Source organism: Oscillibacter sp. PEA192 (genome assembly GCF_003574015.1).
In the GTDB taxonomy this organism is placed as follows: Bacteria; Bacillota; Clostridia; order Oscillospirales; family Oscillospiraceae; genus Oscillibacter; species Oscillibacter welbionis.
In genome coordinates this window covers 727667-742954 of sequence record NZ_AP018532.1, presented here as the reverse complement: position 1 = coordinate 742954, position 15288 = coordinate 727667, and the positions used below count along the sequence as shown (strand labels likewise).

The following is a 15288-nucleotide window of genomic DNA, read 5'->3' as shown; positions in this document are numbered from 1 at the left end:
TCACTGCTGCAGAGACTCCTTTTTGTAGGAAGAAGTCTCCCGGCATAGGACAAAAAAGCCGCCAGCACAGATACCCACAAGTCCAAAGAAGATCACAAAGGCCGTAAATGCCTCCTGTCGGGTGGCGGGCCGGGTAGTGTGGCCGATCTGGACCGTCACGTCCTCCTGCTCCGCCGAGAAGGTGATATTCAGATGGTTTTCCTGCGCAATCTCCTCCAGCAGGGCCACTGCCTCTTCCGCCCGCGCATCCAGCGCCCGGGCGGCGTCATCGAGGCGCTGCGCCATTTCTTCACTGGCCTGGCGCAGCGCGGGATACTCGTTTTCCAGCAGATTCAGCCGGGTATCCAGCTGTTCCAGATCCAGCTGCAGCTGGCGGTATTCCGCTGCCTGGGAAAGAATGGAGGCGTAGATCTCATTGACGGCGGCGTCGCTGGTACTCAGGCCGCCCACGGTATCCAGCAGAGATCTGGCATACTCGGATTTGCTGATATTTTGCAGCAGCGTCTCCCGCTCCCGCCGATACTGAGCCAGAGTGCTCTGACGTAGCTCATCGGGCAGGTAAAACGCATCCGGGGCGTTCAGATCCCAGTAGATAGGAACAAGCTCGTCCTCATCAAAGATCAGGATTTCTTCTTTCATCTCTAGGAGCTGCTCTTGCTGCGATTCCGTAATGGAGGAATCGTTCCGCACACCGTCAATATACGAACAGAGGACCTTGCGCTGCTCTTTGATGTAGTCGTAACAGTCCACATAATAGGTGATGCCCATGGGGACCTCCGCAAAATCCACCGGCTCCCATGCCTGGGCGCTGCCGGACCCTTCCGCCGAGGCCCGGCCGGAAAAGAAGAATCCAGCAGCAAGACCCAGCAGGAGGAACCCGCCCACAATGACCAAAAATAGTTTCCAATCGCGCCGGAACCCGGAAACAAGGTCCTGAAAGCGCAGTTCACGATTGTTCATTCTTTACGTGCTCCTCTTTTTGTACAGGAAATAGATACAGGAAGATACAGGCCATCAGGAATCCTCCGGACAGCAGGACGGTACTCCAGGAACCGTTGCAGAAACTCATAGCAAAAAACACACACAGCCCGATATAGATCTTTTGGGGGATGTCTCTGGCTGCCGCATCCAGCAGCCGGAACAGGATCACCAGGATCAGCGGCATCAGGAAAACCCCCAGCACGACCGGCAGATTGGCATACATATCACCCACCAGACCGTTGTTGGCGCTGGATCCGGTCCCCATATATTCTCCGATCACCTTGGAGATCTTAATAGAATAGACCGGGTCGTAGGACAGCTTCCCCAAAATCCCGTCCCGGAACAGATTCAGCGGGTGCTCCCGGAAAAATTGGGCGTACACCTCGCTGAGCTGGACAGGCACGTACATGAGCCTGCGCACAAACAGGGACATGGGGGTGAGGAACTGGGCCCCGGCCTCCAGCACCCAGCAGCCCATGACTCCCAGGGACAACAGCCCGGCGCACCAGCGGTACATCCATCTCCGGTACAGCAGGTAGCAGAACAGCAGTAAAAAGAGAAACAAAAACACGGACTTCTGTGCGCTGATGGAGTAATAGAACAGATAGACTACCACCAGCACGCCTACCGCAACGTACCGGCGCTTTTGCAGCCAGTACAGGATCAGCACGGACAAAATGACCGTCATCCAGGAGAGAATGTAGGAAAAAAGACCGGGAATATCATAGGCTGCGGCCTCTGCCCGGATCCCATAGACATCCGAAATGTTCAGCTTCAGCCGGAATCCGGTATAGAGTCCCGAGATCCCCATAACGAACAGGCACGCCCCCACACTCACGAGAAAAAATAACAAGGAGGTATGCCGGTGGGGCAGTTTGGGCACCAAGATGGTGGGCATACGCAGCTGCACCGCCAGCAGCACCAGCCAGTACACCGCCACTGCGCAGAAGAAGCCCAGATCACTTCCCTTGCATCCCAGATAGGACGTCATCGGGAGAAAGTAAACATAGTTCATCAGCGTCACCAGGATGGAGGAGGGACGTTCCTCCTGTCCCTGGAGCCCCACCACCAGGGGCAGACACACCAATACCAGCAGCCAGGAAAGGGCGTATTTGATCCACACCAGATCCGTGGTAAAGCCGCTGTAGGCGTAGATGGGAGAGAGCTGCGTAAGGTACATGAAGTCCAGCACCAGCCGGTAGAGGAGGATCAGTCCGCACTGGAACAAAAACTGATGCCTCCGGCTTACGCGGGAGAGCTTCTCCAGGGATTGGGCCGCCCGGCTCCCACGCAGTTTTTCTGTGACAGATGGCAGCTTCATTTACCCGTTTGTCTCCTCTTTTTTGTCAAACCGGCCTGTGAAGTCCAGGGAGGCCACGTCCTTGAGCGGCAGTTTCACCGGCATTCCGGTGGCCGCGGACTGATACATGGCAAGGATCATCTCCAGCGCCCGGCGCCCGGCCTGAGCGTCGATATACGGGGCCCGGTCATGGACGATGGCATCCATCATATCCGCGTAAACGGAGGTATGGCCGTTGCCGTAGACATTGCTGGTGGCCTCCTGAAGCCCCTGCAGGGCTGCGTCCTCCTCCCGTTGGTCGGCAAACTGCCAGACATCGATGTTATTGGTGGAGGTACCGCCAATCTTCACCGTTCCCGTCTCACCGAAGAGATACAGCGTCTCTTCCAGGTTTTTGGGGTAGACGTTGGTGGTGCCCTCGATGGTGCCGATGGCGCCGTTGGCGAATTTCACCACCGCCATGCCCACGTCCTCACATTCCAGATAGTGATGGAACTGCTGAGCCGTCTGGGCATAGACCTCCACCACATCATCCCCCATCATCCAGCGCAGAAGATCCACGCCATGGATGCACTGGTTCATCATGCAGCCTCCGTCCTGGGCCCAAGTGCCGCGCCAGGGGGCCTGGTCGTAATAGCCCTTGTTCCGGTTCCAGCGCACATGGATGGAGCCGTGGGAGAGCTTGCCGAACCGGCCCTCCTCCAGGGCCTTCCGGGTGGCCTGGACCGCCGGATTGAACCGGTTCTGGTGGCAGGCGCACACCTTGACATGGTGGGCCTGGGCAGCCTCCACAATGGCGTCGGCATCCGCCATGGACATGGCCATGGGCTTTTCGATGATGACGTTGACGCCGTGGGCGATGCAGTAGAGGGCGATCTCCGCGTGGATTCCGCTCTCCGTGGCAATGGCCGCCAGAGTGGGCTGCTCCGCCTCGATCATCTCCCGATAGTCGGTATAGCGGCGGATGGAAGTGTCCTTCTCCAGGCCGTGCTTGGCCAGGAGGGTCTCCATGGCCTCCGGCTTGACGTCGCACACAGCGGCCAGTTCCAGGTGGTTGTTCAGCACGGCTTTGATGTGGTTGACGGCGATCCGGCCGCAGCCGATGAGCACGTATTTCATGTTGATGGTCCCCTTTTATTCCTTGAAAATTTCCTCGTACAGGGCCAGAAGCTTTTTTTCCTCCACGCCCCAGTTGAATTCTTCCCGCACGGCCTGACGGCCATTCTCTCCCCTCTGCCGGGCCTCCTCCGGATGATCCAGCAGATACCGGATAGCGGAGGCGATCTCCTCCACGTTCTCCGAGTCCACACAGATGCCGCAGTGCCAGCGCTCTACGAATGCCCGGTTGTAGGCAGACCCGTTCATCACCACCGGCAGCCCCATGGCCAGATACTCACAGATCTTGGTGGCCAGATTCTCAGCCTTCCAATACTGGCCCTGGTTCAAAAGCGGAGAAAGGCCCACCCGGCTGGTCTGCAGAAGCGCTGCCACCTGGTCCTTGGCCAGGACGCCCCGGTAATCTACGCTGGAAAATTCCGGCATCTTCCGGAGCTGGGCCTCATAGTCCGCCGGAGAGATCGGGCCAGCCAGCGCAAGTGTACACTTTGCCGACGCCGCAGCCCGGATCGCACTGGTGATGCCCCGGGCCTCCGTCAAAGAACCTGTCAGGCAGATCTGATCCTGGTTCCGTACGGCTTCCGGATCATACCGCTCATAAAAATCCTCCAGCTTGACGCTGTTGTCTACCAGCGCTGTGTGGGGACACCTTCCCGCAAAGGGGTCCTCTCCGTTCACGGTGCAGGGAAAGATGGCCCCGTCCAGGCGCCGGAGGACGTAACGCTCATACCGCGCATATCCAAACGCAATGATCCGCGTGCACCAGCCCGGCAGATAGGGTTTTTGCCGCAGCTGCACGGCATAGAGCTCGTGACTGTCGAAAATCACCTTTTTCCCCCGGCGCTTGAGCTTGATTCCGTAGGGAAGCAGCTCCGGATCATGAAGGTGATAAAGGTCTGCGTCTACGGCCAGTGCCGCCTCATACACTTTGCGGGCAAAGGAGGTCATCCGGGTAAGCCGCCCGCCGGAGGGCTGTCCCACACCGATGATCCGGACACCGGAGTTCTCCCCGCTCTCTCCCCGCTGCACCAGAAAAACCTGGTAACCGGCCTTTGCCAGAGAGACGCACTCCTTTTGAAAAATACGCGTGTCTCCCGGCTGATGGGCACTGGTCATATGGCATACTTTGATCATTCCTGAAACTCCTTCATACGGACGCGTTCCCAAAAGAGAAGCTGCCGGCTTTACAGAACCTCGATGTTCTCCCGGTTTTGAATGTGCTTGGTCACATTCTTGCAGTCAAAGACCGGCACGCCGCACTCGGCCACCATCTGGTAGTCCACCTTGGTGTGGGCCGTGGTGATGATGACCAGATCATAGGCTTTGACGGTCTCCGGCGTCAGCGCCTCCAGGCCCTGATACCACTGGCCTTCATGACGGTACTTGGGGATAAAGGGATCATAGAAATCCGTCATGGCCCCCGTTTTATGGAACTCCTCGATGACCCGGATGGCGGGGCTCTCCCGGTAGTCGTCGATATCCTGCTTGTAGGCCACGCCCAGCACCAGGACCTTGGCGCCGTTGAGCGCCTTCTTGTGGCGGTTGAGGATCTTTCCGGCCCGCTCCACCGTGTACTCAGGCATCCGGTCGTTGACCATCATGGACGCTTCGATCATGGAGGTGTGGAAGCCGTACTCCCGGGCCTTCCAGCTCAAGTAGTAGGGATCCAGGGGGATGCAGTGCCCGCCCAGGCCCGGACCGGGATAGAACCCCTGGAAGCCGTAGGGCTTGGTCTTGGCGGCGTCGATGACCTCCCAGATGTCGATGTTCATTTTGTTGCACAAAATGGCCAGCTCATTTACCAAGCCGATGTTGATGTTGCGGTAGGTATTCTCCAGGATCTTCTCCATCTCCGCCACGGCGGGAGAGGATACGGTGGTCACATCTCCCTCCAGGATGGAGCGGTACACCATGGCGATGACCTCCACGGCGTCGGCGCCGATGGCACCCACAACCTTGGGGGTATTGCTGGTCTTGTAGATGAGATTGCCCGGATCGATGCGCTCGGGAGAGAAGCCCAGATAGAAGTCCGTCCCGCACTTGAGGCCGCTGCCCTCCTCCAGAAGGGGCTTGAGCAGCTCCTCAGTGGTGCCGGGATAAGTGGTGGACTCCAGCACCACGATGGAGCCCCGGGTCAGATGCTTGGCAATGGCAATCGTGGAATCCCGGACATAACTGATGTCAGGCTGCTGGTGCTTGTCCAGCGGAGTAGGCACGCAGATGGCAATGAAATCCACATCGCACACCCTGGAAAAATCTGTGGTGGCGCTGAGCATTCCGCTGGACACTAGTTCCTCCAGATCGGAGTTGACCACATCGCCGATATAATTCTTTCCGGCGTTGACCATGTCCACCTTTTCCTGCTGCACGTCAAAGCCAATGGTGTGGAAGCCGTGCTTGGCCTTATCCACAGCCAGCGGCAGTCCCACATAGCCCAGGCCACACACCCCCATGGTCAGGGTCCTGTTTTTGATTTTTTCGATCAGTTCTTCTTTCATCGTCATATTTTCTCGAGCTCCTCTACTGCGGATTTATCATTCATGTGATACTGTTTGCCGCAAGCGGTACAGCAAGCCTTGCCCTCCGCGAAATGCAGCTTTTCCCCACACTGGCACACATACCCCTGCACCTTGGCGGGAGATCCATAGACCATAGCGTAGTCCGGGACGTTTTTCGTCACCACCGATCCGGCCCCCACGAAGGCATACCGGCCGATGTCATGTCCGCAGACGATGGTTGCATTGGCGCCGATGCTGGCGCCTTTTTTCACCACCGTCCGACGGTATTCGCTCTTGCGCTCGATAAAAGCCCGGGGATTGATGACGTTGGTAAAAACACAGGAGGGGCCAAGGAACACGCCGTCCTCACACTCCACACCGGTATAGACGGAGACATTGTTCTGGATCTTGCAGCCGTCCCCCAGCCTGACGCCCGGAGAGATGACCACGTTTTGCCCGATGTTGCAGCGCTCTCCGATGGTACAGCCGCTCATGATGTGGGAAAAATGCCAGATCTTCGTTCCCGCGCCGATGTCGCAGCCTTCATCCACATAGCTGGAGGGATGGACAAAATACGCTTTCTCTGCCATCACAGCGCCTCCAATACCGCGTCGATGATCTGCCGCTGCTCCGCCTGCTCCAGATACGGGTGCATAGGCAGGGAGAAGGTCCGGGCACAGTAATCATCTGCATTGCGGAAGGTCTCCCCGTAATGGGGCTCATCCCGGAACACCGGCAGGGCATGCTGGGGTGTGGGATAATAGATCATATTGGGAATGCCGGCCTCTTTCAAATGGGCCACGATCTTGTCCCGCTGCGCGGTATCTGCCGCCAGCAGTGCATACTGGGCCCAGGCGCTGACGCAGCCCTCTGCCACGAAGGGCGTAGTGAGCTTTCCAGCAAAGGCCCGGCCATACCGCTCTACCACCTGCTGGCGGGCGTCGATCTCATAGTCCCCCAGGGCCTTGAGCTTGGGCAGCAGCACGGCGGCCTGCATAGCATCCAGCCGGGAGTTCATGCCTACCCGCACATTGTCGTACTTGCCGCCGGGGCCCTTGCCGTGGACGCACAAAGACCGGCACAGCTGATCCACCGCGTCGTCATCCGTAAAGATAGCGCCGCCGTCACCATAGCAGCCCAAAGGCTTTGCCGGGAAGAAGGACGTGGTGGCGATATGGCCGAAGGCGCAGGCCTTTTTCCCATGGTAGGAGGCGCCGAAACTCTGGGCCGCGTCCTCGATGAGGAACAGACCGTATTTCTCGCAGATGGCCCCGATGGCATCATAGTCACAGGGATTTCCCAAAATATCCACTGCCACCGCAGCCTTGGGGGTCAGCTTTCCCTCCGTCAGCACGGCCTGGATCTGCCGCTCCAGGCCCGCCGGGCTCAGGCAGTAGGTGTCCGGCGTGATGTCACAGAATACAGCAGTGGCCCCAAACATTTTGGCCGGCTCCGTGGAGGAGATGAAGGTCATGTCCGGGCAAAACACCGCGTCCCCGGCACCCACACCTGCCACCATATAGGCGATCTGTAGGGCATCCGTACCGTTGGCGCAGGTGATGCAGTGCTTCCGGTCGGTGAAGGCCGCCAGCTGCGCCTCCAGCTCCTTCACATAAGGGCCGCCGATAAACTGGGCAGAGTCCAGCACGCCCCGGATATTGGCATCAATCTCATCTTTTAGTGCACGATACTGTGCTTTTAGATCAATAAATTGCATATTCTTCACGCTTTCTTTTTGATAAAGGGCTTTGCAGGGTTTCCCACCACGGTCTGACCGGGGGCAACATCTTTCACAACAACGGCACCCAAGCCTACAAACGCATTCTCTCCGATGGTGCACTGATTGCGGATAATATCGCCGGCGAGATAGGCATTCTCTCCCACATGCACGCTGCCGCTGACACTGCACGGAACTGGCATTGCCGCATTTCTTCCAAACCAGCAATTATGCGCGATATGCCCCAGCGCATCGATCTTGACTCCGTCCTCCAGAACGGTGTCATCAATGGTTCCACGGCTGATACAGACGTTTTCACCGATCAGAACATCGTTGCCGATACTGACGCCGCCAAAATGCTTCACCATGACCTTGTGATGCCCGGCATCCTCGGTATAGGCATATCCATCGTGACCAATCACAGCACCGGAGTGAATATCACACCGGCTTCCCACCGTCACCCGGTTCAACAGCACCACACTATTCCAGATGACCGTATCATCCCCGATGGTGATGTCCCCATCCAGCGTGCAGTTGTGGCCGATCCGGACGTTTCTTCCCAGCTTGACCCGCGGACCGATATAGGTAAACTGCCCCACGGCGGGCCGCTCCTCTGGTTGGGCATAAAAATGCTCAATCGAAGAAAAAAATGCGTGCTTGCTTTCCGGTGTCCGGATCACATTGGGAGCGTTACCGCCATCGACATCCTCCGCAACGAATACCAGAGCCAGACCCGTCAGATCCATTCCCAGCGGGATGTTCTCCTGCTTTTTGATCCAGGTGAAGGACCCCTCCCGGTAGTGGGAGAGAGAAGAAAATCGGTCCACTTCCCTCTCCGGGTCACCTGTAAAAGAAAACGGGATCCGGGCCGTCTGCAGAAAATCCAGAATTTCCTTAATTTTCATAAACACCGATCCCTCATCACAATGCTCGCCAAGTCTGTGATATTTTCCTGCATCTGTCCATAGCGTTCCGCATTTGCGGAACGGATAAACGCACTCACGGTTTCTGTGATGGATTCGTCTGCTTTGTGGTACCAGAAGGCATGGGTCAGAATGTGCAGGCGGTCATATGTTCCGGAACGGATGATTTCCTCCACTGGTTCCCGCCATCTCCGGCGGCTGTCCGAGAGGTATTTGAAATCATGGAAAAACGTCTGCCCATAGGAATTGATCATGCCGGGAATCTGAAGGTCCGACTCCAGCGTGGCTTGGGAAGGCCGGTGCATAGAGACGGTAGTCACCGGCGTCTCCAGAATGGAAGCCAGGATATCACGCTCATGGAGGATGCGGGACACTGTCTCCTCCGGTGTCCCTTCCAGATAGGCCTTTTCGTCAAAGTGCAGCCCAACTTCGTGCCCCATGGATTGGATGGACCGGAGCTTTTCCACGCTCCCTTTGGAGGCCGGGTTATAGAAATCGCTTGTAAGCAGCACGAAATAAGTACTGCTCACACCCAGCTCCCGCTCCACCCGGGCTAGTGCCATCGCTTGGCCCAAGCTGCTGTCAATATCATGCCGCAGGATCACACAGCGAGCTGTATCCTGCCAGTTGTGATAGGAACAGACCCGATATCCGCCCGTCTGAAGCAGGTGTATCAGGTTTTTGTATGCCGAATAGGTAAATTCCACACGGCTCATCCCCTTTTTTCCAAAATCTCCATCAGTTCCTGTGTTAAAACTCGGAAATCAAACCGTGCGGCAGCTTTCCTGGCATTGCCGCAAAGGCTCTCATAGGCCTGGGGCGAAAGCACCTGAATCTGCCGGATGGCGGCAGGAATCTCCGATACACTCGAAAGACAAATCCCGGCTTGAAATTGCTCCACTGGATTATATTTTGCAGGGAGATCCATCAGGATGGGCCGCCCGGCCGCAAAGCAGTCGAACATCTTGTTGGGGCTAATACCAAACCGGAACAATTCCTTTCCCTGATCTCCGCCATGGATCAAGTTGATATCGGCCCGGCTGACGATGCTGGGGATATACTTCTTCTCCACCTTTCCCTTGAACACCACATTTGAGATCTCTTCCTCCCGGACCCGCTGCTCCAGCGCTGCCCGCTGATCTCCGTCTCCCCAGATCAAAAATTTTACCCTGGGGTCTGTAACCTCTTTGGCGGCGTCCAGCAGCAGACCCAGATGATTTACCTTCCGGATGGAGCCGGTGTAGACGACCTTGAACACGGAGGGATCCTCCAGGTCCGGGTCCTGCACCGTATAGCGCGCCCGGTTCTCATCAAAGACTGCCAGATCCACGCCGTTATTGATATAGTGGATCTTGGCACGGGGGATCCTCCCCTCCCAGCCCTGCTCGACGATATAGTCATATCCGCCCTCGCAGGTGAACACCACGTCATCCGCCTTTTCATAGATCCACTTCTCCAGCCGCCGAAGGGCCAGCACCGCGGGATTCCGGGGTCCGGCGATCCCATAGGCCACAATGGACTCCGGCCAGAGATCTGCGATCTCCGCCACGCCCCGGCAGCCGTATTTCCGGGCCAGATGAATCCCCATGGCACAGGACGTGGGGGGCATAGAGGTGGCCACAATGGCATCGGGTCTGGGGAACTTCCGGCACACACCGGGCAGCTTCCAGGCGAACTCGCAGATGTTGTAAATCCGCTTGAGCCCGTTGCCCTGGTAATCCATGCACCGGATGTAGACATAGTGCACGCCGTCCACTACCTCATCCCGCCAGGGAGCTCCGTCGGTAATGAGATTCATGTTGGAGTTGTGAACGGTACTGGCGGCGAAGATCGTCACCGTGTGGCCCATGGCCATCAGATACCTGGCAAAGCAGGTCTGCCGGGCCAGGGGATAATATTTCGGAGGCACCGCGTAGTGGTTGATGAGCCAAATATCCATGGAGCAACGATTGTCCTTTCTTTTGCTTATCCCCGGATCACAACCGCCAATGTTTCAAAAATCAGGGCGATATCCTGAACAACACCGGCCCGAGGGATGTACGAGAGATCCAGACGCAGCTTTTCCGGCAGGATCTCCTGAATATACGTACGGTTGGGATCGTCGCTGGCGGCAAGCAGGTCGTTTTCATTACGATAGCGGATGGATGCCACCCCCGTGATCCCCGGACGGACCAGAAACACCTGCCTCTGCTCCTCTGTGTACAAATCGGTATACTCCTGTACCTCCGGCCGGGGGCCTACAAAACTCATATCCCCCCGCAGCACGTTGAACAGCTGGGGCAACTCGTCCAGCTTGGTCTTGCGCAGGATTCGGCCCACCGGTGTGATCCGGTCATCCCCGGAAGCCGTGATCTTCAATCCGGAATTTTCCTTCCGCATGGTACGGAACTTATAGATGATAAACGGTTTGCCTCCCAGCCCGATCCGTTCCTGACAGAACAGGATACCGCCCGGAGACGTCAGTCCTACAGCCAACGCCGTGATCAGGAACAACGGACTGAGGACCACCAGCCCGCAGGCCGCACAGACGATATCAAAGAGCCGCTTGGCGGCCATTGCACCCCGTCCGGGCGGGGCAAGGCGCTGGAACGTTTGGGTATTTGCCATGATTCCTCCTACAGGATCTCCCGCAGTGCCCCGCAGATCCGCTCTGCCTGGGCCTGGGTCAGTGTGGAATACAGCGGCAGCGTCAGCTCCCGCTCATACAAGCCATAGGCGTTGGGATAATCCTCCATCCGGAATCCCAGATCCCGGTATGCCGTCAGCAGAGGCAGTGGTTTATAGTGGACATTAGAGGCGATTCCCTGCTGGGCCAGAGCATCAATGACGGCATTGCGCTGGGAAAGGGTCTTCCCCTCCAGCTCCGTCAGATACAGGTGGCAGCTGGAGCGGCCATCCTCCGTCAGGTGCCGGGCGGGGCGAATGGCCGTACTCGCCAGCAGCTCATGATACTGCTCCACCAGGGCATACCGCTTGGCCAGCAGTTCCTCATACCGGTGCAGCTGGGCCAGGCCAATGGCGGCCATGATGTCCGTCATGTTGCACTTGTAAAGAGGCGCCACAATGTCATATTCCCACGCGCCGGCCTTGGTCTTAGCCAGGGCATCCTTGTCCTGGCCGTGAAGGCTCAGCAGCATATAGCGACGATAGAGCGCCGCATCATCCAGACCCAGATCCCTGCGCCAGGTCACTGCGCCGCCCTCTGCGGTGGTGAGATTCTTCACCGCATGGAAAGAAAAGGTGGTGAAATCCGCCCATGCACCGCTGCGGATGCCGCCGCGGACCGCACCGAAGCTGTGCGCGCCATCCGCGATCACCGCGATCCGCCCCAGCTGCGCCTGCAGAGGAGATGCCGGTGAAAAGTCTCCCCGGCGATCTTCCACGATGGAAAAAATACGGGTGTAATCACACAGGATCCCCCCCACATCCACCGGGATGATGGCCTTGGTGCGCGGCGTAATGGCTTTTTCAAGCTGTGCATAATCCATCTCATAACAGTCCGGCTGGCTGTCCACCATCACCAGCGTGGCGCCTACATGACATACCGGGCTGGCTGTGGCTGTATACGTATAAGCCGGTACGATCACCTCGTCCCCGGGGCCGATCCCCAGTACACGCAGCGTCAGCTCCAGGCTGGCGGTAGCGGAGTTGAGACACACCGCGGTATCCGTTCCGCAATAGGCCGCGATCTCCCGCTCAAACTGTTTGCTCTTGGGACCGGTGGTGATCCAGCCGGACCGCAAGGTATCCACCACTTCATCGATCTCCGCCTGGGTAATATCCGGCGGGGAAAACGGGATCTTTTCCATATAAACAACACATCCTGCTTTTGATTTGACCGGCTGGGTCCGTATCGCACGCCAGTCCGGCGGTACTTCCCAGATTCTAGATGCTACCCACAGATAAACTTCTGAATGAGAAAACATCTTCTCGTCATTTTTCCTAGTTAATCAGCTTATATTTTAGCACATTTTTCGACGCAGCTCAAGTTTTTGGGTAACTTTTGATAAGTTTTCCGGCTTATTCTTTTTCCTTTTTGCCATAATTCTGTAAAAGCAGGATAGTTCCGATGGATTCAGGACCATTCTGTTTTCTTTTCCACTTATTCCTGCTGCCCGGCAAATACCGCAGAGAGCAGCGCATACGCGGCAGAGGCATCCAGGTCCTCCGTCTCCACGGTGGTCACACTATCCGCGAGAGCCTGATTGGCCTCATCCAGCGCCACCGGAACCAGCAAATACTCGTTGGCCTGCTCCATCTGTTCCATGGTTGCCAAGACGCCTGCCACAAACGCATCCATCTGCGACTCGTCCAGTTGCGCAAAGGCCTGTCCGTACAGATCAAAGGCACTGTTCCACGCATCGGCATTAGACCGCTCCTGAGCCAGTCCCTCCTGCATGATCTCAAAGAAGCCGGAGAGATCCTGCAGGGGCAGATAATAGTAAGCGGCGACTTTATAACAAGCGTCAAAGTCCCCGGTCTCCCGCAGTTCCCGGGCACAGCGGGACGCCACACCCAGATTGAGGCTGCCCCCCTCCTGCAGTGCATTGACCATCCGGTTGACCTTATAATCCTGATCGGTATAGGCGTCCATCCGATCCAGCTTTTCCATGCTGTCCAGGAATTCCGACCGGGTCATATCCGTCGTATCGAAGTCCCTGAATTGCGCCTGTGCCATCTGGCTGCCCAAAAGCATCGCAAAGGAAACGACCAGCCAGAGTGCGGCGGCCAGGGTCCCTACGACCCGGAGGATCCGCACGCCGCTTCTCCCCTCCGCGGGCTCCCCACAGGAGACAACACTCATAAGGACCAGGAAAAACGCGGCACACTGGAACATCCGCACGGAGAAGGAGATCTCCATCAACCCGTGGAGATTCATCATCACCCAGCAGGCAAGCAATACCGCAGCCATACCATCCTGCTGTGTCCGCAGCCGCCGCACCAGCAGCCATGCCGCACCCAGCATCAGCGCCAGGAACGCCGCAAGACCCAGCAGACCCGTCTCGTCCATCACCTGCAGGATATGGTTATGCAGATAGAGGGACTGGTAGAAGAAGGGCTGCACCGAGGTCAGCAGACCCTCCGTAGCGCCCAGGCCGTGCCCCGTCAACGGTGATTGCGTAAACAGGGTCCAGCCGTCCTTGAGATACTGCACCCGCAGCAGGAAGCTGCGGTCCTGAAACAGATTCTTCTGGAACCGGCTCACCAGGTTTTCCGGCAGCAGCGTATAGGATGTGGGGATCTTCGTACCGTCGGAGAGGGACAGAGAGCGGATCTGAGTCCCCTCCGGTCCCCGGAACTGGAAGAGTACCCGGGTAATCCCCTCCGGCACGGTAAAGGAGGCCTCGGACAGCGGTCCGCTGTAATAAGTCTCCGTCCGGTTTTCCATCTCCTGCGCCTGGGTGGAGCCATAGGCCATCAGAGTGATCTCATCGCCGTTGTCCCAGTCGCCGGTGATGGTATAGGTCTCCCCGGAGGTGACGTCCGCGCCCCGGTAAAGAACATTTTCCTCCGTGCAGACGAAGGGCTCCGTCAGCGTAAAAGCGGCCACCGTTCCCGCAGCGCAGAGCACCACCAGACCGGTAGCAATCCCCGCGATCAGGCGGGGGTGTCCATTGAGAACCTCTGCCGCCTTCTGGCCCAAACCTTCATACAGGCCCCAGAGCACAAGTCCGCATGGCAACGCGGCCAATGTCCCAAGAACAGAGCCGGAGGAGAGCAGCGTCATAGACAGCAGACCGAATGCGCCCATGGATAACGCCGTGAAAAACAGGAGCAGGAACAGCTGGCCCCGCTGCCCTTTTCCCACAAACAACAGATAGCAGAGGACTGTCGCGCCAAAGCAGAGAATGGCACCACGGCTCATCGCGGTAAAAAAGGCCACTGCGGACAGTCCGGTCAGAAAGCAGGCCGCAAATCGCTCCCACGGTTTCCGTCCTGTACGGATCAGGTAGAGTCCCACCAAGACCGCCAGCGCCATCAGGCTGCCGGTCAGGTTTGCGTCGTTATAGATGCCGTCAAACCGGGCGCCCGTATAGGTCGCTTGATCCAGGCTCTGATAAGCTGCATCCCCAAGCCCCTCCATAAAAGAGGCAAAGCCGCGAAAGAGCGGTCCCCGGCACCCGGCATCGATACATAGAAGCCCAATCACTCCGCACACGGCAGAGAAGCTGAACAGGAGTCCGCCGGCGTTCTGTTCCCGTCCGCGTGCCAACAGCAGCAGGCCCAGGGCTCCGGACGCCAGCAGCTTGGCATATTCTCCGTAAGCGTAGGCGCCGAAGCTCGTATACAGGCTGGCGGCCCCGCAGAGGATCAAAAAGGCCAGAAACCCCAGGACCGGGATTCCCAGGCGGCCGCGAAACCGTGCATAGCCCCCCCTGCCAAAGGACAGCGCCAATGCCACAGCCGCCAGAATCAGGCTCATGGGAACCGTCTGCACCGTCATGGCAAAAAACAGCAGCACCGCAAATCCCACAACAAACAGGCGGTCATACAGCGGATGGTCTTTCTCCGGCACAGGCGCCGCATCATTCACCGGTTTTGGAACCACCTCTGCCGGCACGGTTTTTTTTCGCTTCATGAAATTGCTCCTCTCGCGAGAATAGTCTTTTACCGCGCAAAATTATATCAGATTTCTTGTTCATTGTCTATTCCAATGGTTTCATTTATGTATCAAATTAGCAGATTATATTTGTCACTCATTTTTAATCATCCTTCGCTTTTCAGTCCGCAGTCCGGACAAAGGGAATCCAC

General features: G+C 57.5%; 13 protein-coding genes. All 13 read right to left on the bottom strand.

The genetic code is table 11. The features are described from left to right. Complete coding sequence (locus DN611_RS03565; protein WP_119310669.1) at nucleotides 1–960, bottom strand: hypothetical protein; 960 nt, start codon at nucleotides 958–960, stop codon at nucleotides 1–3. Further along, nucleotides 947–2302 (bottom strand): hypothetical protein, encoded by a 1356-nt coding sequence (locus DN611_RS03560; RefSeq protein WP_025543513.1) that lies wholly within the window; start codon nucleotides 2300–2302, stop codon nucleotides 947–949. The genes DN611_RS03565 and DN611_RS03560 overlap by 14 nt, the downstream gene beginning before the upstream one ends. After that, complete coding sequence (locus tag DN611_RS03555) at nucleotides 2303–3400, bottom strand: Gfo/Idh/MocA family protein (RefSeq protein ID WP_025543515.1); 1098 nt, start codon at nucleotides 3398–3400, stop codon at nucleotides 2303–2305. It abuts the gene before it with no gap. A 15-nt stretch (nucleotides 3401–3415) separates the two neighbouring features. Further along, nucleotides 3416–4531, bottom strand: a complete 1116-nt coding sequence (locus DN611_RS03550; protein ID WP_119310668.1) for a glycosyltransferase family 4 protein — start codon at nucleotides 4529–4531, stop codon at nucleotides 3416–3418. Nucleotides 4532–4581: 50 nt separating this feature from the next. Beyond that, on the bottom strand, nucleotides 4582–5901 hold the full coding sequence (locus DN611_RS03545) for a nucleotide sugar dehydrogenase (RefSeq protein WP_442950789.1): 1320 nt from the start codon (nucleotides 5899–5901) through the stop codon (nucleotides 4582–4584). Beyond that, complete coding sequence (locus DN611_RS03540) at nucleotides 5898–6485, bottom strand: acyltransferase (protein WP_119310666.1); 588 nt, start codon at nucleotides 6483–6485, stop codon at nucleotides 5898–5900. The genes DN611_RS03545 and DN611_RS03540 overlap by 4 nt, the downstream gene beginning before the upstream one ends. Next, entirely contained in the window at nucleotides 6485–7612 is a 1128-nt protein-coding gene (locus DN611_RS03535) for a DegT/DnrJ/EryC1/StrS family aminotransferase (RefSeq protein WP_119310665.1), read from the bottom strand. The genes DN611_RS03540 and DN611_RS03535 overlap by 1 nt, the downstream gene beginning before the upstream one ends. Nucleotides 7613–7617: 5 nt before the next feature. After that, the gene (locus DN611_RS03530) at nucleotides 7618–8517 is read right to left on the bottom strand and encodes a UDP-3-O-(3-hydroxymyristoyl)glucosamine N-acyltransferase (RefSeq protein ID WP_025543520.1); all 900 of its coding nucleotides are present in this window, start codon (nucleotides 8515–8517) and stop codon (nucleotides 7618–7620) included. Next, nucleotides 8514–9242 carry a hypothetical protein gene (locus DN611_RS03525; protein WP_036626761.1) on the bottom strand — a complete coding sequence of 243 codons (729 nt, stop codon included), beginning with the start codon at nucleotides 9240–9242 and terminating at the stop codon, nucleotides 8514–8516. Before DN611_RS03525 ends, DN611_RS03530 begins: the two co-directional genes overlap by 4 nt. Before the next feature lie 5 nt (nucleotides 9243–9247). Beyond that, nucleotides 9248–10474, bottom strand: a complete 1227-nt coding sequence (locus DN611_RS03520; RefSeq protein WP_025543522.1) for a glycosyltransferase family 4 protein — start codon at nucleotides 10472–10474, stop codon at nucleotides 9248–9250. A gap of 26 nt (nucleotides 10475–10500) precedes the next feature. Continuing rightward, nucleotides 10501–11142 (bottom strand): sugar transferase, encoded by a 642-nt coding sequence (locus tag DN611_RS03515; protein WP_256264374.1) that lies wholly within the window; start codon nucleotides 11140–11142, stop codon nucleotides 10501–10503. Nucleotides 11143–11150: 8 nt separating this feature from the next. After that, on the bottom strand, nucleotides 11151–12344 hold the full coding sequence (locus DN611_RS03510; protein ID WP_119310664.1) for a DegT/DnrJ/EryC1/StrS family aminotransferase: 1194 nt from the start codon (nucleotides 12342–12344) through the stop codon (nucleotides 11151–11153). A gap of 293 nt (nucleotides 12345–12637) precedes the next feature. Then, nucleotides 12638–15115, bottom strand: a complete 2478-nt coding sequence (locus DN611_RS03505) for an O-antigen ligase family protein (RefSeq protein ID WP_119310663.1) — start codon at nucleotides 15113–15115, stop codon at nucleotides 12638–12640. Nucleotides 15116–15288: the final 173 nt, after the last annotated feature.